This is a genomic window from uncultured Sphingomonas sp. (assembly GCF_964235535.1).
GTDB lineage: Bacteria > Pseudomonadota > Alphaproteobacteria > Sphingomonadales > Sphingomonadaceae > Sphingomonas.
In genome coordinates this window covers 172,856-193,707 of sequence record NZ_CAXSBH010000001.1, presented here as the reverse complement: position 1 = coordinate 193,707, position 20,852 = coordinate 172,856, and the positions used below count along the sequence as shown (strand labels likewise).

The 20,852-nt window shown below is 66.5% G+C and carries 19 protein-coding genes and 1 pseudogene; 8 read left to right on the top strand and 12 right to left on the bottom strand.

From position 1 onward, the window contains the following. Positions 1–477: 477 nt before the first annotated feature. From ACFE7F_RS00990 to ACFE7F_RS00970, 5 genes and pseudogenes are all read right to left on the bottom strand, one after another. Positions 478–1,758, bottom strand: coding sequence for an outer membrane beta-barrel protein (locus ACFE7F_RS00990; RefSeq protein WP_375401963.1), 1,281 nt, complete (start codon positions 1,756–1,758; stop codon positions 478–480). Positions 1,759–1,818: 60 nt separating this feature from the next. Next, positions 1,819–3,150, bottom strand: a complete 1,332-nt coding sequence (locus ACFE7F_RS00985; protein WP_375401962.1) for an O-antigen ligase family protein — start codon at positions 3,148–3,150, stop codon at positions 1,819–1,821. A 73-nt stretch (positions 3,151–3,223) separates the two neighbouring features. Next, positions 3,224–4,267, bottom strand: a complete 1,044-nt coding sequence (locus ACFE7F_RS00980) for a hypothetical protein (RefSeq protein ID WP_375401961.1) — start codon at positions 4,265–4,267, stop codon at positions 3,224–3,226. Beyond that, positions 4,264–4,665, bottom strand: a complete 402-nt coding sequence (locus ACFE7F_RS00975; RefSeq protein WP_375402028.1) for a glycosyltransferase — start codon at positions 4,663–4,665, stop codon at positions 4,264–4,266. Before ACFE7F_RS00975 ends, ACFE7F_RS00980 begins: the two co-directional genes overlap by 4 nt. Before the next feature lie 205 nt (positions 4,666–4,870). Beyond that, positions 4,871–5,377, bottom strand: a pseudogene (locus ACFE7F_RS00970) (glycosyltransferase); the annotation flags it as partial. A 198-nt stretch (positions 5,378–5,575) separates the two neighbouring features. Here ACFE7F_RS00970 and ACFE7F_RS00965 point away from each other — a divergent pair. Beyond that, on the top strand, positions 5,576–6,163 hold the full coding sequence (locus tag ACFE7F_RS00965) for a polysaccharide biosynthesis/export family protein (protein ID WP_375402027.1): 588 nt from the start codon (positions 5,576–5,578) through the stop codon (positions 6,161–6,163). Positions 6,164–6,176: 13 nt separating this feature from the next. Here the strand turns inward: ACFE7F_RS00965 and ACFE7F_RS00960 are convergent, their stop codons facing one another. Next, positions 6,177–6,953, bottom strand: a complete 777-nt coding sequence (locus ACFE7F_RS00960; protein WP_375401960.1) for a peptidyl-prolyl cis-trans isomerase — start codon at positions 6,951–6,953, stop codon at positions 6,177–6,179. A gap of 324 nt (positions 6,954–7,277) precedes the next feature. Between ACFE7F_RS00960 and ACFE7F_RS00955 the strand changes: the two genes are divergently transcribed. Together ACFE7F_RS00955 and ACFE7F_RS00950 are read left to right on the top strand one after the other, a co-directional pair. Next, entirely contained in the window at positions 7,278–8,192 is a 915-nt protein-coding gene (locus tag ACFE7F_RS00955; protein ID WP_375401959.1) for a hypothetical protein, read from the top strand. Between the two features lie 90 nt (positions 8,193–8,282). Then, positions 8,283–8,798 carry a TIGR02281 family clan AA aspartic protease gene (locus tag ACFE7F_RS00950; protein ID WP_375401958.1) on the top strand — a complete coding sequence of 172 codons (516 nt, stop codon included), beginning with the start codon at positions 8,283–8,285 and terminating at the stop codon, positions 8,796–8,798. On the opposite strand, the gene ACFE7F_RS00945 is transcribed toward ACFE7F_RS00950, so the two are convergent. Beyond that, positions 8,750–9,553, bottom strand: a complete 804-nt coding sequence (locus ACFE7F_RS00945) for a PEPxxWA-CTERM sorting domain-containing protein (protein ID WP_375401957.1) — start codon at positions 9,551–9,553, stop codon at positions 8,750–8,752. The two genes, ACFE7F_RS00950 and ACFE7F_RS00945, sit on opposite strands and share 49 nt — an antisense overlap. 211 nt (positions 9,554–9,764) lie before the next feature. Between ACFE7F_RS00945 and ACFE7F_RS00940 the strand changes: the two genes are divergently transcribed. After that, complete coding sequence (locus ACFE7F_RS00940) at positions 9,765–10,379, top strand: hypothetical protein (protein WP_375401956.1); 615 nt, start codon at positions 9,765–9,767, stop codon at positions 10,377–10,379. Here ACFE7F_RS00940 and ACFE7F_RS00935 read toward each other — a convergent pair whose 3' ends face one another. From ACFE7F_RS00935 to ACFE7F_RS00925, 3 genes are all read right to left on the bottom strand, one after another. Beyond that, positions 10,380–11,696 (bottom strand): cell wall hydrolase, encoded by a 1,317-nt coding sequence (locus ACFE7F_RS00935; protein WP_375401955.1) that lies wholly within the window; start codon positions 11,694–11,696, stop codon positions 10,380–10,382. A 238-nt stretch (positions 11,697–11,934) separates the two neighbouring features. Continuing rightward, complete coding sequence (locus ACFE7F_RS00930) at positions 11,935–12,822, bottom strand: family 16 glycosylhydrolase (protein ID WP_375401954.1); 888 nt, start codon at positions 12,820–12,822, stop codon at positions 11,935–11,937. Next, a complete protein-coding gene (locus ACFE7F_RS00925; protein ID WP_375402026.1) occupies positions 12,782–14,977 on the bottom strand; it encodes a GumC family protein in 2,196 nt (731 codons plus the stop codon). Before ACFE7F_RS00925 ends, ACFE7F_RS00930 begins: the two co-directional genes overlap by 41 nt. 212 nt (positions 14,978–15,189) lie before the next feature. Here ACFE7F_RS00925 and ACFE7F_RS00920 point away from each other — a divergent pair, with 212 nt between their 5' ends. From ACFE7F_RS00920 to ACFE7F_RS00910, 3 genes are all read left to right on the top strand, one after another. Continuing rightward, on the top strand, positions 15,190–16,437 hold the full coding sequence (locus tag ACFE7F_RS00920) for a hypothetical protein (RefSeq protein ID WP_375401953.1): 1,248 nt from the start codon (positions 15,190–15,192) through the stop codon (positions 16,435–16,437). Between the two features lie 94 nt (positions 16,438–16,531). Next, entirely contained in the window at positions 16,532–16,789 is a 258-nt protein-coding gene (locus ACFE7F_RS00915; RefSeq protein ID WP_375401952.1) for a hypothetical protein, read from the top strand. A gap of 51 nt (positions 16,790–16,840) precedes the next feature. Further along, a complete protein-coding gene (locus ACFE7F_RS00910; RefSeq protein WP_375401951.1) occupies positions 16,841–17,650 on the top strand; it encodes a metallophosphoesterase in 810 nt (269 codons plus the stop codon). Here ACFE7F_RS00910 and ACFE7F_RS00905 read toward each other — a convergent pair. After that, the gene (locus tag ACFE7F_RS00905; RefSeq protein ID WP_375401950.1) at positions 17,644–18,327 is read right to left on the bottom strand and encodes a sugar transferase; all 684 of its coding nucleotides are present in this window, start codon (positions 18,325–18,327) and stop codon (positions 17,644–17,646) included. The genes ACFE7F_RS00910 and ACFE7F_RS00905 overlap by 7 nt on opposite strands. 244 nt (positions 18,328–18,571) lie before the next feature. Continuing rightward, the gene (locus tag ACFE7F_RS00900; RefSeq protein WP_375401949.1) at positions 18,572–19,675 is read right to left on the bottom strand and encodes an acyltransferase family protein; all 1,104 of its coding nucleotides are present in this window, start codon (positions 19,673–19,675) and stop codon (positions 18,572–18,574) included. Between the two features lie 390 nt (positions 19,676–20,065). Here ACFE7F_RS00900 and ACFE7F_RS00895 point away from each other — a divergent pair, with 390 nt between their 5' ends. Then, a complete protein-coding gene (locus ACFE7F_RS00895) occupies positions 20,066–20,770 on the top strand; it encodes a PEPxxWA-CTERM sorting domain-containing protein (protein ID WP_375401948.1) in 705 nt (234 codons plus the stop codon). Positions 20,771–20,852: the final 82 nt, after the last annotated feature.

The following is a 20,852-nucleotide window of genomic DNA, read 5'->3' as shown; positions in this document are numbered from 1 at the left end:
CCGCAACATCTCCTGTCTCACGCCGGGCGCGGAGTTGGCGGTGGGCTTGCCGAGGCCGGGGTCGGGACGCGCCGCGGTGTGTCTGACGCGAGCTAGTCCGCACCGCGCGCATCGCGACACGATCGTGGTCGGCCGCGCGCTCGCGCGGCGTCGAACGAACCGATGCAATCCGATGGTGCAAAAACTCAACACGCGACCTCCATCAGCGGCTCATAACGTCGAGAAGTTACAAAAGACCCGTCACCAGACCGATCGTCAGCCATAAAGCCAAGCTCGCGGCGACCGCGTTCATCCAACATTCGGGGCTCACGCCGCCGATCCGTTCCAGATCATCAACCGTCATCGCAACCTCTCCCGCCGTCTGAACGCAGCGTTGCTCGATACGTCGCCGATCATGCGCGAGTAATTCATACGATGGTAGCAAAATCTTATCATGGAGCGAGAATTCGACCTCCGGCCCGCGCGGACGGCGAACGCCTAGAATGCGATCCGCAGCGACACGTCGGCATAGGCGGCGTTATAGCGCAGGAATGGGCTGTCGGAGGATCGCCCGGAATAGCGCACGCCCCCGCTCACCGAATAGCGGCGGTCGATCAGATAGCGCGCGCGCGCGCCCGCATAATATTCGTCGCCGCCGATCCCGACGCCGTTGGGGCGGAAGCGCCCATAGCCGACATCGCCCGTCAGGATCACGTAGCGATAGAGCTCGTGGTCGACGGTGGCGCGAAAGTCGCTGCGCGTGTTGCCGGCGATGAAGGGCGAGCTGGTGCCCTGCACCGAGCGGCTGGCGCGGAACCGCGCGGAGGTCAGCGGCGTGACGTTCCACAGCAGGTCGGCGTTGTAGGACAGCCCGCTGAAGTCGCGGAATTGCGGATCGTCGTAGCTCCGCTTGAGATAGCCGACCTGGACCGTGCCGAAGACGAGGCTGGTCAATTCGAGCGAAACGCCGCCCAGGATGTTGAAGCCGCTCGAGTCGCGGTTGAGGCCGGGGTCGATCACGCCCGGTGCGATCAGGCCCGGCGCAGCTGTCTGGTCGTTATAATCCTCGCTGTCATACTGGGCATTGGCGATGAGGGCGATGCCGTTACGCAGATCATACTGGACGGTGCCGCCCAGCGTGGTGAGGCGCACGTCCCGGAAATCCTGGTCGATGGGCGTGCGGTCGCGCAGGCTGGCGTCGCCGAAGTTGCGGTCGTCCAGCGCCGCGTTCGCCGAGACGGAAAGATCGACGAACCGCCGCGTTACCCCGACCCCGGCATGAAGCACGTCATACGATACGGGCTCGCGCGCGTCCTGGAACGCTCCCAGACTCGACCGGCTTTCCACGTAATGCGCCGCAGACACGTCGGTGCGCAGCTGCCAGTCGCGGTTCGGTTCAAAAGCACCCGACGCCGACGCCCCATACTGCCCGACATTCTCGCCGGGCAGGTTGGCATGTAGCGCCTGAGTGGCGAACGCGCGTCCCTCGACCCGGGTGCGCGCGAAATCGCCGCGAACGAACAGCTCGGGCGCGATGACCAGATACGCGTCGCTGCGGCGGTTGGTATTGCTGGCCAGGTAGTTGTTGGTCGCCTCGGCGGTCAGCGTCACCGACGGGAACAGGACGTAGGACCCGAACCGCGCGCCGCGCTGATCATAATCGGGCCGGGCGCGATCAGCGACTCCCTGGCCCTGGATCAGCGCCTGCGCGGCGCTCGGACCGGAATATAGAAGGGCGGCGACCGATACGCCAATGCAGAAAAGCGCCGCGATCCTCAATTATCCGCCCCCAACCCGTTTGATCGCGGCATACCGGCGGCCGCGTGATTTGAACAGGGCTCAATCCACGCCGCGCCGGGGAGTCCCGCGCGCGCCGCCGGCCGCGAGGCGAGCACCGGCATCGCCGGCGCCGGATCCGGTCGGCGCGGGGCGGGAAAAGGCATAGATGCCCGTGGCCAGCCAGATCAGCGTGATCAGCGAAAACGGGGCCACCAATCCCTCCTCCACCAGGCTGCGGAAATAGTTGACGGTCGTCATGCCGACCAGACACGCCAGCGCCACGCTGGGCCGGGCGATCTGACGGATCAGCGCCGCCCCCAGGATCACGACGCAGTTCAGGATCAGCAGCCCCATGCCCACCAGCCCCAGATCGACGCGCATCCCGATGAACGCGTTGTGGAAGTTGAACCCGCTCCGACTGGCGATCCCGCCCCAACGCCACAGTCCCTCGGCGTCGATGTTGCCCTGCCGCCAGAACGCGCCGTAACCATAGCCGAGACCCGGCCGGGCGGCGGACAAACGATCCGCGACCTCCCACAGATAGGTGCGCCCCGTAAGCGTCGCGTCCTTCTTCAGGACGTTCTGCCGGAATTCCGTGATAGCGGTCTCGATATCGTCGAGGAAGAAATAGGCCGCTACCAGCACGCACAAGGTCAGCATAGTCAGGGCCAACCGAAGCGTCGGCCTTACGACCACGAGAAGCGCCAACGGCGGGAATACGATCAGCGTGAGCGCGATCGACGAGGTGGTGCCGCCCGATTGCGCCAGCCACGCGAGCAGCAGCCCGAACGGCGCGGCGGCGATCGCGGCGAGCCGGGCCGGTCCCGGCTGCGCGCGGTCGCAGATCAGCGCCAGCGACAGGGCGCTGATCAGATAGCCGAGAGTTCCAACCTGATTCTTGCTGCCCATGGCCGCCACCAGCGGTGTTCCCGACGCCAGACTGAATGGGATGTAGGGGATCGTCAGCAGGCCCATGACCACGAGCGCCAGAAACAGGAGCAGGATCATCCGCTCCAGCCGCAGATTGCAACAGATGAGGATCGCGGCCACGAATGTCAGAAACAGCTCAAGCCCCACCCGCATCGAACGGCCAGGCGCGTCGGACCAAAGAGTGGAGACGATCGCCAGCAGCGGCAGGAGCAGGAGCGGGGACAAGCGCCCGATCTGGCCGGCACCGGTCAGGGGCTGTATGCCGATCACCAAGGCGGCGCTGGCGAAGAACAGCAGCACTCCGAAGAAGCCGATCACCGCCGCCACCGCCAGCGACAGCAGCGCCAGGCCCGCGAGCATTTCAGGCGTCGGCCGGAACAGCGTCCGCCGGACCTGGTGAGCAGCTACGCGGGGTGCGGGCGAGTAAGACCGCGGAGTCGCGACGAAGGCCTGGCGATTCACAAGCGATCCTGTCCTTTTCAATCGCCGTCTGTACCAGCACCGGCAAGCGAATCTACAATTATCGTGGCGAACTTCACGATGCATTAGTATGGTTGAAGCGGTCCGGCGGCGCGTCTCGGTGTCGATTCGCTCTCCTTACGAATCGCACGACATCGACCGCCGCGGCGATAGGAAGTCCGATCAACGTCGGACGCCCGAATGCACCCAGATAAATGAGGCGTGACAGCAACGTCGGCGGCTTCAGCCATTGAGTCTCGACCAGATCGTCTTGGTACTGTCGCGCAATCAGGCGATAAGGCGTAAGCATTTTATAAAGATTCAGTATCCTGTCGTAGTGTGTCTTGGGCTCGGTGGACGGCCACCAAGGCTTGTATCCTTGAGAATGGATGATCGGTGGAAGCCCTCCGACTAGGTGCAGCGCCCGCTCGCGCATAGTATAGCCCACTGTCCCAAGATACTGGATCACGTCGCGTCCACGCCGCAGAACGCGGATTGGTATGCCAGCGAAGCGCATACTTGCAAGTAGAGCGGTCAAGACCTCCTGATCACCCATCAGGTGAATGGGACGGGCGGAAAAGTCGAGCCGTTGGGCCGCGCGGTATTCGCTCGACCGCAGCAAAGCCTGCCACGCGGACAAGAGTTCGCGGTGTTCTCTTGTGACACCCAGCACGCAGCTATTGAATGCAAAGGGCAAGGATCTTCCAACATCCAGGCCCCACTGCTTGGTCCGAGTTTCGCCGAAGCTGCCATGGGTATCAATCATGGCTTCCTCGCATATTATAACCTCGGCCAATGTCGTGCGCATCAGTCGCGGCTCCGGCGATCGAGCGAAGCTGATGTCCGCGTCGATCCAGGTGACCGCGTCGTAGCCTTGATCAATCAACGCCGCCAACAGCGTCGGTTTTATATTGTAACCGTCCCAGTCTCCGTCGATCGGCAAGGCGTTTAGCTCGACCAGTGGGTAGTTGGCGACCCATTCTAAAAATGCGCCGTCTGGATCTGGATAAAATACATGCATCGACTGATCGGGCCAGTGATGCGCCAAGCTGGCCAGCAGCAGGCGGAGACCGGGCTCACAATCTTTCCGATTCTCGGCAATGCAGAGCGTCATCCTCATCGTTTCGGTCCTTCACCGACGTGACCGCATAGCTGGGAGGGCAAGTCGGCCGCCGCTTGCAACCGTCCGACATAGCCGTCGAGCGAGTGTCGCTCGCGCATCAGTGTGGCGGCAGCAGCGCCCATCCTGGCGGCGCGGTCGGGGTCGGTGATGAGTGATACGACCGCTGTCCGCAACGCATTCACATCGCCTGGCGGCACGAGCAGCCCCGTTTCGCCCGGGATTACAAAATCGGACAGTACGCGCCCCTCCGACGCGATGACCGGCGTGCCCGTCGCCATCGCCTCCGCGATCACCGCGAATCCAGCTGCGAAAGGTACGTCGTGCGTCGGTACGACCACGACGCGCGCGCGCCGGTAGAGATCGCGTAGATTCGCGTAGATTCGCGTAGTTACCATAGGATCGGAACTCAACATGATCGGGTTTGACCACCCGCATCGCATTTGCCGCGCCGACCCAGGTGCTATGGGAAGCGATCCGCGTGTCGATGCCCGTACCGGCGACGGCAAGGACCAGCGTATCGTAATCGCGGTTGGACGCGCCGGCGCTGGCCACCATCGCCTCGGTCGGTGCGGGATCGGTTCGGAAATATTCGGTATCGATCCCGTAACCGGTCGCTAGGCAACGACGAGGATCGATCCCGTGATGCAAGGCGAGCCGGTCCGCGAGCGAGCGTGACAAACAAGCAAAGATCACGTTCGGCATCGACTTCACCGCCGCCAGGACCAGCCGGAACTTGGCCGAGCCGAACTGCGGCCCGTGCGTCACCATGACGAGCGGCGTCCGCCGCCGCCTCACGCGCAACGCCAGCGCAACGAGAATTCCAATGTCCTCACCCGACGCGATGATCGCATCATAGCGATCCGCTCGACGCGCCACCAGCATCGCCAGCTTGAAACGGTGGGCCAGCAGCGCCCACTTGCGGTTGGGCTTAGCACCCTTATCATCAGGCCCCAACGTCGACAGGCTGACGACATCGGCACCGTTGACCTGCACGAATCGCTGATACTCGAACGTCGGCTCGCCCGGTGCAGCCCCAAGGTCTTGGCCGACATAGCCGTTCAATACATACAAATAGCGCTTCGTCACGACTGCGGTCTCAATAGTCATATGACATCCCTAATAGCCCGGGTCGACTACAGCCAGAGGACGATCTTAGCCGCCCAGTCGGCGGGAGGCGTCACCGGCTCCGCTGCCGAACGCCGGATGATCGGTCCCGGCCGAAGCCGCACGTCCCCGCGTTCTTGCCGCCGCAGCGAGCGGCCGATAAGGACGGAGCGTTAAGTTTCAGGAGCATCCATGTTGCGTGTGAAGTCCGGACCCTGCGCCCACGCCGTCGCGGCGCTCGCCCTGTCGCCCGTGCTCGCGGTCGCCGCCTGCGGCGTGTCGGCCCCGATCGGCACGCCCGTCGCGGTCGCGCCCAACCCCGACGACGAATACACCCTGTCGTCGGGCGACCGGATCCGCGTGATCGTCTTCGGCGAGGAGACGCTGACCGGCGAGTACGTCATCACCAGCGGCGGCAACCTCACATTCCCGCTGGTCGGCAACCTCCCCGCGACCAAGCGCACCGTCGAGCAGCTGCAGACCGCGCTCGCCGCCGCGCTGGCCGACGGGTACATCAACAACCCGCGCGTCAGCATCCAGGTGGTCTCGTTCCGCCCCTTCTACATCCTGGGCGAGGTGTCGCGGCCGGGCGAGTACCCCGTATCGACCGGGCTCACGCTGCAGCAGGCGGTGGCGTCGGCGGGCGGCTACACCTACCGCGCCAACACCCGCCGCGTGTTCCTGAAGCGCGCCAACGAAACGCAGGAGCGGCTGTTCGACCTGCGCGACGCGACCCCCGTCGTGATCCGCGCGGGCGATACGATCCGGATCGGCGAACGGCGCTTCTGAGCGGGCCCGGTATCTAGCGCGCGGCTTTCGGCTTGAAGGCCGGGTCGTATTCGATCTTGGCGTCGGCGCGCAGCTTGGCCATCGCATCGACCATCGTCTTCTGCGTGCGCTCGCGCCGCAGCATTCCGGTCGCCTGCTGCGTCCAGCCGGCGCTGGGTACGGCGGCGGGGGTGCGCGCGGTGATCGCACTGATGAAAGTCCCACCGTTGGCGGACAGGTCGAAGATCTGCCCGTTCGGCAGCGCGGCGATCTGGCGCGCCACCATCGACTCGACGGTGCCGGTGTCGAGCGACGATCGGCCGCGCGCGGCCGGCGTCTTGTCCGTGCGCAGCTTCGCCTCGATCGCGTCGAGCGATCCCAGCGCCGTCAGCGCCTTGACCTGGGTCGGGTCGCTCGGTGTCGGAAAGCGCAGCTGGTCGAGCGCCAGTCGCTCGCGGCGCGCGAACACGGCCGGATTGGCCTGGATGAACGCCCGCACTTCGGCGGGCGTCGGGGCACCGGACGCGGTCGCCAGCTTGCGCAGCGCCAGCGTGGCGAGCAGCGACTGTTCGAGCTGGCGTCGCCGGCCGACATATTCCGGCCCGCGATCCAGCCCCTGATCGCGCGCGGAGTCCGCCAGCAGGTTGCGCTCGATCACCCGGTTGAGGATCAGCGGCGCGAAGGTCTGGACGTCCTGGCCCGCCGGTACGCCCGCGGCCTCCGCCTCGGCGCGCAGCTCCTGCTGCGTGATCTCTTCCGAATTGACGACCGCGATGACCTGCCCGCCCGGCTTCTTGTCGCACGCCGTCATCGACGCCAGCGCGAAAAGGGCGGTGGAAACGGCGAGGACTCGTCGAGCCGGTCGCGTGGACGGTCGGCGCAGGCGCGTTGCTGACATTGGATTTTCCCCCCAAGGACGATGTTGGCAGATGATCGGCCCGCCACTAGCACCGCACGACGAATTGTCGAACATCCCCGCGCGCCGCCGCCCGTGCCTGATCGGGATGGCGGATCAAAGGCTTGGAACGAGCGGCGGGAATGTGCCATTCACCAAGCGCGATCGGGGCGCACACCCGGAGCAGGGGGGCGGGCGTCGGCGATGTCGGTTGAGGGTGGGACGGTTAAGGTGGATCGCATGCGCCGCAGGCGTCGGACAGGACGCAGCCGCGGTCGGCGCGCGGTCGGGCGCACCCTGGGCTTCTCGTTGTGGCTGGCGCTCGTGTCGCTGTTCCTGCTGTGGCAGGCGGCGACGTACCGTGGCTTCATGTCGCTGGTCGGCGAGTGGCAGTTCAATGCGTTCGGGCGTCACTACCCGACCTTCAACTACGTCGTGCTCGTATTCCTTCTGGGGCTGCCGGGCTATCTGTTGTTCCTCCGGCCCCGCAAGCCGAGGCGGGAGGAGCGCCCCGAAAGTGCGCTGATGCGGTCGGCCACCGCATTTCTCAAGGCGCTGTTCGGCGTCGCGGCGGGCCTGGGCGGGGCGATGCTGCTCGTCGCTCTCCTGCTGCTGTTCCTACCACGCGAATCGGGCGAGCTGCAGCGGATCGACCTGTCCAGGCCGCTCGTGGCCCAGCCGCATGACGGACCCGCGATCCTGTCGGGCGACATCATCTACGAACGTACCGCCGGCTTCGACGAGGACCTGCTGGTCGCCCGGCGTTCCTTCCGCTTCACGCCGGTGATCGGCGTGGGGAACGAGCCCGGCGATCTGCGCTTCTTCGTCCAGCTTCCGCCGGCCGACGAGCGGACGCGCCGGGGCGTCCGCTCTGTCAAGGGCGTGCTGAAGCGCAATGGACTGCCGGGGGAGATCGTGCGGCTGTTCCGCTATGCCGGCTACCGGCTGGACGAGCCGCATTACGTGCTGTTCGCCGAGCCGGCGGCGATGCGGTGGCCGTACCGGACCGCGCTTGCGCAATTCGCGGTCGGCGCGGTGCTGGCCCTGCTATTCGCGCTGCTGCAGCGTCGCCGAATCGGGCGATTCGGCGAACGCGAGCCCAAGGCCGAGCTCGAACCCGAACCGGCGGTCGAGCCGTCCGCCCGGCCGGTCTGAGGCTTGCTTTCGACGCGATTAAGCTAACGCCTTCACGCGGGCTTAGACGGACGGAGAACATGAGGGTGCATGACCAGCCCCCTCCATATGATGCTGCTCGCGACCGCGCTGGTGCCGAGCATGGCCATACCGCGGTCGGTAGGCAGCACGCCGGTCGAAGCGGCCTCGATGGAAGCGGCCTCGATGGAAGCGGCGCCGATCGAAGCGGTGGAGGTCGCCCGCGCCGCCCCGACGACAGGAACGGTCGCGGCCGGTCCGACCATCGTCGAGCAGGCGGACGACGGGCTGTTCTACATCACGGTGCGCGTGAACGACGCGTCCATTCAGTTCGTGGTCGACACCGGCGCCAGCGTCGTCGTCCTCAGCGCGCGCGACGCGGCGCGGGCCGGCGTCCTGGCGGCCGGCAGCGTCGCGGTGGACACGGCCGGGGGCGTCTCCTCCATGCGGCGCGCACGGATCGAGCGGGTCGTGCTGGCGGGGCAAACGATGCAAGGCGTCGACGCCGCGATCGTCGACCGGCATCTCGAAACATCGTTGCTCGGCCAGAGCGCGCTGTCTCAGCTCGGTTCGGTAACGTTCCGCAAGACCCGGCTCGAGCTGGAATAGCGGCGACGACGACGGAGCATCCCGCCGACGATCATGAAGCCTGCGATCATGGTCGCCCAGGTCGCGGGTTCGGGCACCGCCGGCGCGATCGGCGGCGTCGGCGTATCGGGGCCGGGCGTGTCGGGTCCGGGCGTTCCCGGACCCGGAGGGTTGGGGCCTCCCGTCACGGGAGGAACAGGCGCTCCCGTGCCCGGCAATATCGGAAGCTCCGTTCCCGGCGTGACCGGCGCGACGGGCGCTATCACGACGGCGGGGCTGGATCCCGAGCCTCCGAATCCCGCGCCGGGGAAGGGGAAGGATGCGGGGCCCGAGCCGTCGCCGCCGGGCCCCGCGCCACCGCCGGGCCCTGCGCCGCCGGGCGCGCCACCGACCGGTCCGGGCGCCGCGAACGGCGCCGCCGCGTCCGGCGCGAACGCCGGAGCGCCGGGGCCTCCTCCCGCACCCAGCGGGCCGGGCGCACCGAAGATCGCAGGAGCGCCGGGGCCGCCCGGCACCCGCGCGAGGAACGCCCTGAGCGGCGCGAAGTCATTCGGCCCGCCTGCCCCTAAACCGTCATAGATAGGATTCAGGATCCGGGCGAGGGTGATCGGCGGGAACGCCGCGCCGAACGCCCCGAGCGTCGGGCCGTCGGTGATGAACAACGACCGTTCCTGACGAGGCAGGATCGCGAGCACCAGCGCGAGTCCGGAGATGCTGCCGACCAGCCATTTCTGGCGTCGGTGATTCTGGCCGTATAAGCCTGCTGTTTCGGTCATACGCATACCCCTATCACGCTGTTATGAACGGTTGAACGCACAAAGGGAACATCCGGTCCTGCACCGGGACGCGGATGATCGACATGCGAAGATATCCTACGTGGCATTCGACATGCTTGCTTATTGAGCGCGCCCGCTTACCACCGCGGGGAATATGCATGTTGGTCGACGAAAAGCCGGTTCTTGGGCCCGTACGGGCGTCACCCTGACATTGTGCGCCACGGGCCTGGCCAGCTGTAGCGTCGCGCCGGGGCCGCGCGACGATGTCCAACGAATCAACGATTCGCTGCTTGCGCTGCTCACCTCCGACGGTCGGCGGATCTGCGTCGATGCCAAGACCTACGGCGAGCCGCTCGGCATCTTCCGCACCATGCTGCCCGCCCCCGATCCCGCCAAACGGCCGCTCGGCTGGTTTCCGCCGCGTCCGCTCGAGTTCGGGCCGTCGCTCGGGGCCAGACAGCTCGTGGACGTCGAGCTGCGCGGCGAACGTGTCGTGCTGCCCGAGCGTAGCCAGCCCCGCGACCGACTGCCGGTGACGCGGCAGGTGCAGCTCAACAGCCTGGCCGCCGACGGCGCGCTGATGACGCCCCACGGCAGCACCAGCTTTCGGTCCAACCCGGCCGCGCCGCGCGCCACCGTGCGCTGGTGGCCGCTCAACCGCTTCGATTCGAAATGCGGACCCGTCTACACTTTCTCCAAGCCGGTGGTGTTCCGCGGCGCGGCGTTCGTGACCGTGACTGCGGGCCATCGCGGCTCCACCTATGCTTTCAGCGAATCGGGCGCGGGTTGGGCCCCGGTCGCCAAATGGAGCACCTGGCTCTACTGATCAGGACGCGGCCATCTGGGCCGCGCCGTCAGTCAGGCACTGCGTCTTGTTCGATCGCGGGAACTGCCGGCAGTTCCACAGCGCCCTGTCGTTGCCCTCGCCGCGGCGCGTGAAGTGGAAGCTGAGCGCCTGACGCTGCTCCCGGCTCAGCGGCAGCGACCGGCCCATGCCCGACGGGTCGCCCCAGCCGAGCACCTCGCAGGTCGGCTTGCCCTTGCACAACGCCACCGCGGCGGTCGCGTAGTTGCCGGGGAAGACGTCGGGGTCGAGCTGGAGGAAATACTGGTTCGCGTCCGCTTCCGCCCCGCGGACCAACGCGCCGCGCAGCGACTTTTCGCGGACACCCTCGATCGCCATCGGCGCGGGCAGGGGAGCGGTCGCCGCCCCCGCCTCCGTCATGGTCGGGAGCGACAAGGTGAAACCGTCGGCCGGCGGCGTCGCGCCTTCCTCCAGATGGACCGGAGACAAGACGGCGAGCCCGGCCTCCCGGGGCTCCTCGCCGTTCGCCGGTCGGCCGAACGCCGCCCTCGTGCCCCAATAGCCGCGCCAGCGATAGAAAATGTGCGGGCCGATCTGCGCGATCTTATCCTGCGAGCTCGCCCAATACGGGACGACGTAGTCGGCATGGTAGTGCGTGGCGAAACCGACGCTCTTGTCGACCGCGCCGTTCAGCGCGACGTGCGCCAACGCCTGCGCCCGCATCCAGGCCGCGGCGGACGGACGACGGCGCAGCAGCGATCCGTCGCAAGTGAAGGTGAACTGGCACCCGGTGGTCCGCTCCGACCCCTGGAACACGACAGCGCATACCGTCCGGGGAAAGGCCGGGTGCCGTGCGCGGTTGAGGATCACCTGCATGACCGCGCGTTGCCCGACCGCGTCGTCGCCGATCTCGTACCAGCTCGCCGCGGCCAAGCAGTCGACCGCGCGCTCGCGCGACGCTGGCGCGACCGCGGCCAGAAAGGGAGCCGCCGCCGGCAGCGGCCCGGCGACGATCGGCCGTTCGGCGTTGAGCACGCGCGCCGCTTCCGGCGGCACCTCCAACAGCCGCTGCTCCTCGACGGGTGGGGGAGCGAGTCGCGACGGCACCGACTCGGTCTTCGCACGACGTTCGTCCTGTCCGTCGCCGATGCTTGCTGCCGCCCAGAACACCACCGCCGCGAATAGCGCGACCACCAGCAGCGCCGCCGCCACCAGCGCGGGACGGGCCGCCGGACCGCGCAAGGCTTGCATGGCATGGGCCGCCCACGCCTCCGCGCGGTCGCGCGACCGACGAAGCGACGATCGAAGATCGTTCCTGGGGTAGGTCGTCGCTGTCATCATCGGCCTCGCTTCACGGTGCCCCTGCCCAACGCCCTGAAAGGCGAACCGTCGACGGCGAAACCCGGACGGTCGGGCCGGTCGAACGGTCACGCTGATCGCGACCATCCCGGCTGGGGGCGTTTCGGCCCGCCGGTCGGGTTGCGCAAGCGGGAACGCCGTACCGACCGGGGACACTCGGACGGCTCAACCGTCCGGTGCGGCTCTGGTTCCGATTCGGGGCGACCGCGTCCCGCCGTCAGGGAAGCTTGCAGGTCACCGATTGGGGAAAGCGGCACCGCTCGCCGGTCTTGGTATAGGCGATCCAGTCGAACTCCGCCGCGACGGGCGTCCGCGCCGCGTCGAACGGCCCCAACCAATCCTCGATGTTCTTGGTGCCGTTCCACAGCGACAGGATCAGGTTTCCGGGCACCTTGGGCAGGTCGGTGCCGCTCGCGTCGCGCACCAGCTTGCCGTTGACGTACCAACGGATCCGGCCGGGCGTCCAGTTGAACGCGTAGTCGTTGAACCCGGCGGCGGTGTCGAAGCCGAGCTCGGGCAGCGTGCCGTGATCGCCCTTGCCGCTGGCGAAAAAGTTGAGCTGAACGGTGCCGCTGCTCTTGCCCAGGAACTCGAAATCGATCTCGTCATGGACCGGGGTCAACGGCTTACCCGAATAGGTGAACATGTTCGAGTTCAGGCCGGACCCGGCGGCGGTCCGCATCCGCACCTCGTAGGTGCCGTATCCGAACGGGACCGTCGACTTGATCTCGCCGCAGCGGTACGGGCGCAGCCGGTCGGCCGCGCGGCCCAGCCGAATCTGCAGCACGCCCTTGCTCACCGACACGTTGTCGCGCGACCAGGTGCACCCTTGGTGGTCGCCGTTCGTCCAGTCATCCGACACGGTCCACCGCGCGGCGTCGATCCGGTCGAGCGGATCGAAGAACGATCCATGCTCCTGCGGCATCGCGAACGACGGCGTCGGAGTCGGCGCTTTCGCCTGCGGCACCGGCAAGGCACCGGTCGACCCGTTGAGCAGGACCGACCCCGCCGCGACGCCGCTCAGCAGCAACGACCAGCCGACCACGCGCCGGCCGGCTCCGCCGTTAGTTGACGTAGTACCCTTTGAACTTCTTATGATAGCCATAGACGTCCTCCTGCCCGGTGCTGCCGAACTTGCGGATGTCGACCTGAGTCAGCGCCACGCCGAATACCTTGGCGCGCACGCCGATCAGCAGGTCTAGCGCGGTGTCGACCGCGCGCAACGATGTGCTACGCCACCGCGCGAGTAGGATCACCGCGTCCGCCAGGCTCGCGACCGAGCGGGCGTCGGCGATGCCCAGGATCGGCGCGGTATCGATCACGACATACTCGAACCTGTCCTTGAGCGTCGCCAGCAGCGCGCCTACCATCCTAGGCGTGAGCAGGTCGCGCCCGTCGTCGGGCGCGCGGTCGGTGCCCAGAACCATCAGATCGGTATCGGGATCTCGGAGAAGGCCGTCCTCGACCGGGAGATCGCCCGCCAGTACCTCGAACAGGCGGCCGGGCCGACCGTTCAGCAGCGCGTCGCTCGCCGAATGGCGCCGAACGTCGCAATCGACGAGCACGGTGGTTGCGCCCGACATGGCGAGTGTCCGCGCCAGGCACAGCGCGGTGGTGGTCTTGCCCTCGCGCGGCAGCGCCGACGTGATGGCGAGCACGCGCGGCTGGCGGCGGCCGCGCAGCGTCACCGACGCCCTGAGGTTGCGCAGCGCCTCCGCGAAGGTGGAGAGCGGATGGGAGATGATGTACTCCTCCGGCGTCTCCGTGCTGCGCAGCGTGCCCAGCGTCGATCCGATCTCGGGCACGGAACCCAGATAACGCGCCCCGAGCCGGCGTTCCACATCCGCCTTGGTCTTGATGCCACCATCCAGGAACTCGGCCAGCGCGACCGCGGAGATGCTGGCGACCAGTCCAGCCAGAAGTCCGATGACGTAGATCAGCGGAACGTTGGGCGACGAGGGCTGCGTCGCCGGGACCGCCGGGGACGACATGGACGCGATCGGCTGTTCGAGGCCGTCGCGCGCCGCGGTCCCGCGCGACTTGTTCAGGAACGCCTCGTAGATGGTGCGCGCGGCCTGCGCCTTGCGGTCCAGCTCGAGATAGCCGACCTGCGACGATGCATTGGCGGCGAGTCTGGAGCGGGCCTGCGCCTGACCGCCCTCGAGCGAGGCAAGGCCGGACGCTGCGACGCGGACCTCGCCCTCCAGGCTCGTCAGGATGCGGTTGGTCTCGGCCTGGATCTGGCGCTGTACATCCTTCAGTCGTTCCTCTTCCTGCGCCACCGACGGGTGGCGAGAACCGTAGCGGGCACGAAGCTGGGCGAGGTTGCGGCTGCTGTCCGCTTCCTGCGAGCGTAGCGAGCCGACGGTGCCCGAGCTGAGCGTCGAGGTCACGTCGCTGCCGCCGCCGCCCGAGCGGAGCTGCTGGCGCGCCGCGCCGAGCCGGCCCTGACGCTCGGCGAGCTGCGCGCGCGCCGCCTGGACCTGCTGGTTGAGCGTGGAGTTCTCCTGCTCGGCCATGGTCGCGCCTTCCGAGCTCATCAGCCCGTTGGCGATCTTGTAATTTTGCAGCGCCCGATCGGCCTGTTCCGCCTCGCCGCGCAGTTGGTTCAGGCGGCTGTCGATCTGACCGTTCAGCTGCGTGGCGCTCAGTTCGCGGGCCTCGTTGATGCTGGCGAGGTATTGGACGATGTATTGGTTGGCGATGCGTGCCGACTGGACGGGCGACAACGTGCTCGCCGACACCTCGATCAGCGCGGTCTGGCCCGCGCGCCGGATGTTGACGACCGATCGTAGCCGCTGCGCGGCCGTCGACAGCCGCGCTCGCTCCTGCGCGGGGGTCGGCTCGCGCCCGTCATCGGCGACCGGACCGCCGCCGAACGTCGGATCGTCCAGCAGGTCCAGCGCGCGGACGACCCTGGCCGACAGCTGCGGCGAGTCGATCACGAGGATCTGCGTGTCGATGAAGTCGGACGAGGGCGCTTGGTCGGCGGTGGCCGCGCCGTTCTGCTGCACGGGATCGCCGCGGCGCGGCTCGACGAGCACGGTAGCGACCGAGCTGTACTGCTTGGGCGCGAGGCTGGCGTACGCCACCGCGGCACCAAGGACAACCGCGAACACTCCCAGGAAAATCCATATCCGCCGCCAGAAGATGATCAGCAGCGTTTTGGGATCGGGCAGGAGCGAGCTCGCGCCGACGCCCGCCTCGTTCGGCTCCGGCGGAGTATCGTGATCATCCGGCACAAGCGGTCCGAGAGGCACTGTGTTCAAGTCGTCGTCCCCATACGCGTTCGGGCGGCACCGGGCGGACTTTTCCATCACCGACCCCGATGCCTTTAACTCGAAATGGTTCAACGCGCCCTTAAAAAATGCTCGCTCCGGCGAACTCGGCCGTTCATGCGGCGGCAGGTGGGTTGAGGATCCCCGCACGTACGGATCGTTCCGGCGCGCGCCGTGGGTCATGGAGGCGTGAAGTGCAGTCGTTGGCTGGGTCGCTGGGTCGTCGCAGTGGGGAGGTGCCCGGGCGGGCGCCGATACATGTCCTGCTCGTCGCCGTTATCGTCGCATTACAGGGCATCGAGGTCTCCGACAGTTCATCGCTGCTGAACACGCGCCTCGTGTGGGCGGCTTACCCGGTCTGCATCGGCACGCTCGCCGCCTCGCTCGGTTTCGCCCTCGCGCAGGGCCACGCCGTTGCCGGGTGGCGCGCATTCGCGACCGATCGGCTGCGCAGGACCGCTCCCGTTCACGCCGCCGCCGTCCTGCTCGCCGCTTTCGCGATCGGGCCGCTGGTCACGAATTTGGGGATGCGGAGCTATTTTTCCGATCCGCAGACCTACGCATACCTGCTCAATCTGGTGGCGTGGCCGCGGTTTACGCTGCCCGGCGTGTTCGAATTCAACAATCTTTCGGGGATAGTCAATCGCAACGTCTGGGTTGCGCCGATCGGTTTGGTATTGCTGGTCGCGGCCTGCGTCGGTCCGGATCGTCGGATCACCAAGCATGCTCCTATCGCACTCGCCGCCGTCGTCGGGCTTGCCGCCGTCACCCTCGAAATGTCGGGAGTATCGTCGGGCGATTCATCCGGCCCGGCGGCCCAGTTCCTGCGCGGCGACGCCCTGAGCGCGCTGTTGGGCGGGCTGATCGGCATTGCTGCATTTCGCGTGCGTGCGCGCGTGCCGTCCGATCGTCGCCTGGCCGCCGGCGCGATCGCGGTTGTCGGCGCGCTGGCATTTTTCGGAAATGCGTCCTGGGCGGCGTCGGCTTGGTTCCGCGTCATCTGTGCCCCACCAATCGCCTACGCCGCCCTGTACCTGTCGATGCGACGGTTGCCGGGCGCGCTCGCCGCACCGCGGCTGGAGCCTTACCTGACAGGTGTTTTCCTGTTCAGCTTCCCGCTGCAGCAGCTGCTGATCGAAGAAGGGCCGGTGCGGCAGAACGTGTTCCTGAACATCGCCGTGGGCGGCAGCCTCGCGCTCGCGCTTGCGCTCATGCTGCGACGAGTCGTCGGGTGGGTGCTTTTGGGTGAGCGGCGGCGCGGCACCGCGCCGGTCGCGGCGGCCGGGGAGGGGAGGCCGCTTCCCCCACGGCGGCGGAACGGTCATGTCCCGCTCGGGCCGGCGCTTGCCTATTTCGCGGTTGCGGCGATCTTGATCCTGGTATGCCTGGGGTTGATGGCGATGCTTTATCTGGCATTCCAATCGGACCCTGGAGGGATCTGACCACCGGTGCGGGCCGACAAGGCGTTAACTTCGAGCCGCAACAGCTTCGTAACGGTTTGCGCCACATCACAAACCCCACCGAGCGGAGGCTTCGATGATGGCTGTTCCCAAGACGAAGGTTCCCCAAACCATCGCGAGCCCGCGCCGCGACCAGGTGGCGGCGATGGCCGACCCCCCGCATCCCATGCATCAGGAGTTGCTGCGGCGCGTGACGGCCGCAGACATGGATGCGGGCCCGGCCGCCTCGATCCCGCTGAGCAGGCCGGCGCGGCTTGCGACCATCTTCTATCTGGGCCTTGGATCGTGGGGGTTGCTCGGCCTGCTCGGCTATTCCATCGTACGACTTGCCTGATCGCGGTCGCGGTCGCGGTACCGGACCGCCGAGCGCGCAGGGGACGGCCAGATGGGAATCCTTAGTTTCCGGCGCGGCTTTTCTCGGAGCCGGGTCGCCCCGCGCGTCTATGCGATCGGCGACATCCACGGCCGTCTGGACCTGCTCGCCGAGCTGACCAAGCTGATCCGGATCGACGTCGCGGGCCGCGCTCACCGCCCGACGCGCATCGTCATCCTGGGCGATTTCATAGATCGCGGCTGCGACTCGGCGTCATTGATCCGTTTATTCATGCGGCTCAGGGAGGAGCGGGACTTCGTCATCCTGAAGGGTAACCACGAGGCGGCTATGTGCGACGCCCTGAACGGCGACCATGCCGCGCTCGATTTGTGGCTCGCGCATGGCGGGAGGGCGACGCTGGCCAGCTTCGGCGTCGACGCGGCAGCGCCTGACTTGGAGGACGGCCCTCGACTGCTCCGCGCCGCGCGCTTGGCGATACCCAAGCCGGTCCGGTCGTGGCTCGCGGGGCTGCCGACGCACATGCGGTCCGACGACCATTATTTCGTGCATGCAGGCGTACGGCCGGGCGTCGGGCTGGATGAGCAGACCGATGAAGACCGGTTGTGGATCGGCGACGAGTTCACCGGGAGCCTCGCGGATCACGGCGCGGTGATCGTGCATGGCCATACGGTCTGCGAAGGCGGAGTGCATTTAGGCGCGAACCGCATCGGCGTGGACACCGGGGCATATCGCACCGGACGTTTATCTGCCGTCGGCCTTGAAGCTGGAAACGCCTGGATCGTCGCTACGGCGTCCACAGGCAATAGCGCGCGATTACGAAGCCGGGCGGACGACCCGACGATCAAACGCGTCGCTCAGTAGGCTCCGCGCGCGAGGCACACGGCGGGGATCGTCTTGAACAGGATCCGCACGTCGCCCATCGCCGACTTGCTTCGGACGTAGGTGACATCGCAGGCGATCCGCCGGCGGTAGCTCGTACCGTTGCGACCGCTGATCTGCCACAGACCGGTAATTCCCGGGCGCACCCGGCAATATGTCGCCAGATAACGGCCATAACGGTGGGATTCCGCCTGCACGATCGGCCGCGGGCCGACGATGCTCATCGAGCCGTTCAGCACGTTGAGGATCTGAGGAAGTTCGTCCAGGCTCGTCTTGCGCAGGACCGATCCTACCTTGATGATGCGCGGATCGTTACGCAGTTTGCGGTCCCGATCCCACTCCGCACGCGCAACCGGATCGTCCTCCAACACGCGGGCGAGGATGCCGTCGGCATCGGTGTGCATGGTCCGGAACTTGAAGCAAGTGAACAACGCCCCGCCGCGTCCGACCCGCCGCTGCCGATAGAGCACCGGTCCGCCCGACAGGATGATGGTCAACGCGACCAGGATCATGAGCGGGGCGAAAAAGGCCAGCGCGGCGAGCGCGATCACGATGTCGATGGCGCGGGTAATCCGCTCCGCCGAGAAATCCGTGCTTGCGAGAAGCGGCGGCCCTGCAGGCGCGGATGTCGTGCCGACGAACGAGCCGAGGTCTCTCAACCCCGGGCCACCCTCCGCCGATGACAAGTCGAATTCCCTGAACACCCGCACGCTCCCACCTTTACAACAGGCGATCAAAACGCGATCGTTCTGCGACGCAGCAAAGTGTATCCCATATTACACCCGACCCGACAAGCCCGTTCGACACCGATCGGCTTGGGATGAACAAGCAAACTGTCTCGTTTTTGAGCGCTTCGGTCGTTCCCGAAACGTAACCGGTCGCCATAAGTCGAAGGTCTCAAGATCAAGTGGACGGGGACATGTGGACCAAGTCCGATATTTCAGGAGCTATGCTCTCCTGCGCGCGACGCCTTATCAACCGCATTACCGGGCGTTCGACGAGGAGCCAACTCGCCCAGCCGAGCGCGATGGCGGCCGTCCAAGTCAGGAGGCCCAGTAACAATGGGTCGGTCACGGCGAACAGATGGGTGAAGAGGCGCTGGACCGGCCACGCATATAGATAGACGCCGTAGGAAATGTCGTTCCGGTTGTTGATTCGCGCCAGCCAGGTCGACCCGCCCAGCTGCGCGCCGGCGATCATGAGATAGCCGCCGCAGACCGCGATCCCGATGTCGGCGATCGGCGCGATCGGAAGCGTGACCGCCAGTCCGACCGCCGCGAGCAGCATCGGAGCGCGCCCGAAAGGGATGCGATGCCGAAGGACGTGGAACGAAGCCCCCGTCAGGAACATGCCGACCAGGCGTATGCCGGCCGCCGGCGCGGCAGGTAGCAGAGCGGGCCGCGACAGCTGGCCCATCCAGTCCGCGGGGACTGCGCGCGATGCAGCGAGGCACAGAATCGCCGACGACAGGAGAAGCGCCGGACGCCGCAACAGCCCCAAGCGAGCGAACGCGATCACAATCAGATAGCAGGCGAACTCATACTGTATGGTCCACATCGCCCCGTTCAGGGACGTGGTCCAATCACCGTAATGTTGACCGGGAAAGGCCCCGGCGATCATCGGCCTGGCGAGCACGGCCATGCGCATGACGGCCGCCACGACCGTCCTGTCCAGACCATGCTCGAGCCGGGCTCCCGCGAGCGGCGCCGCTACCAGAAGGCAGAATAGCGACGCCGCGATGAAAGCGGGATAGATGCGCGCCGACCTCTTGCCCAGGTAGGACAGGGCGGAGCGGCTGTTCAGGAAACTCGCCGTGATCAGATAGCCGCTGATGATGAAGAACCCGTCGACGGCCAGTTCGCCGAACGATGTGGTGCCGGTCAGGCCGGTCAGGAGTTCACGGTCGCGGTTGCCGTCCAGCAACTCGGGAACATGCGAGACGATAACCAGCGAAGCGAACAACAATCGCAACGCGCCGAATGCGTTGTCGTGTTTGGGCGTCATCATCGAAGTGGCGTTCCTTCAATCCCGCGATCGAACGGCGACAGCATGGACGCGTTCGAGTCGCCCGCACCGATCGTCGGAGACGACGGCCATAGGATCGAATGATGAAGGAACCGGCGAGTTGATCGGCCACGGGCGTGAGCCTGATCGACGATCGATGAGACCAACCATGGATCCGACCTCGAGTAAGGTCGTCGACCGTCCTCGCATCGCCTAGATTGTTGCGCTTGTTCGTCCCGGAGCGGCACATCCGATGCCGCATCTGCGAAGAAAAGCTGGACAAAAGGCTTAAAGTTCGGTTAGCGAAGGGATCGAGAGCGTCGGTAGGCAGTTACGTTTTCTACCGATGATTACCGCGTCCCGATGGGCGCCTTATGCAAAAGGGACACGAAAATGCGGAAATATCTACTGACCGGCCTAGCCATGTTGGCGCCTGCGGCCGCCAACGCGCAAACGCCGACGCCGACCATCATTTTCACACCCAACTCGTTCGCGATCCCGAACTTCACCAGCGCCCAGATTTTCGAGAATTTCGAGGGCGGCGGCATGAACAACACCCAATATAACCCCGGCTCTCAGCAGAACGCTGCCAGCGTCAATGCGGGTTTCACGCAGACGGTATCGGGCGACGTGCCGATCTTCTCGGGCACCGTGCCGGGCGAGTCGACCAATCCCGATGGCGGTGGCGACAAATACCTGGCGATCCAGAACGGTAGCTTCACCGTGAATTTCGGGTCGGCGGGCGTTCAGTTCCTTTCGTTCATCTTCGGTTCGCTCGACTCGTACAATACGCTGACATTGTCGTTTGCGAACGGTACGTCGTCGACCTTTGCGGGTACCCAGATCATCGGTCAGTCCGGCGTGGGTCCGTTCAACTCGAACGTCAACGGCCGGGTCAGCTTCGACCTGGGCGGTCAGTCGTCGATCACCCGCGCCGCATTCGGTAGCATGCAGCAGGGCTTCGTGGCTTTCGAGATCGACGAGCTCGCGGCCGCCGTGCCTGAGCCCGCGACTTGGGCGCTGATGATCCTCGGTTTCGGCCTGATCGGTTCGCAGCTGCGCGCCACCCGTCGCCGTACGAAGGTAACCTTCGCCTAAACGACCGGGTTATGAGAACGGTAAGGGCGTCTCCTCAAAAGAGGGGGCGCCCTTGTCGTTTGCGGCACCGTTCGAGCGGGCG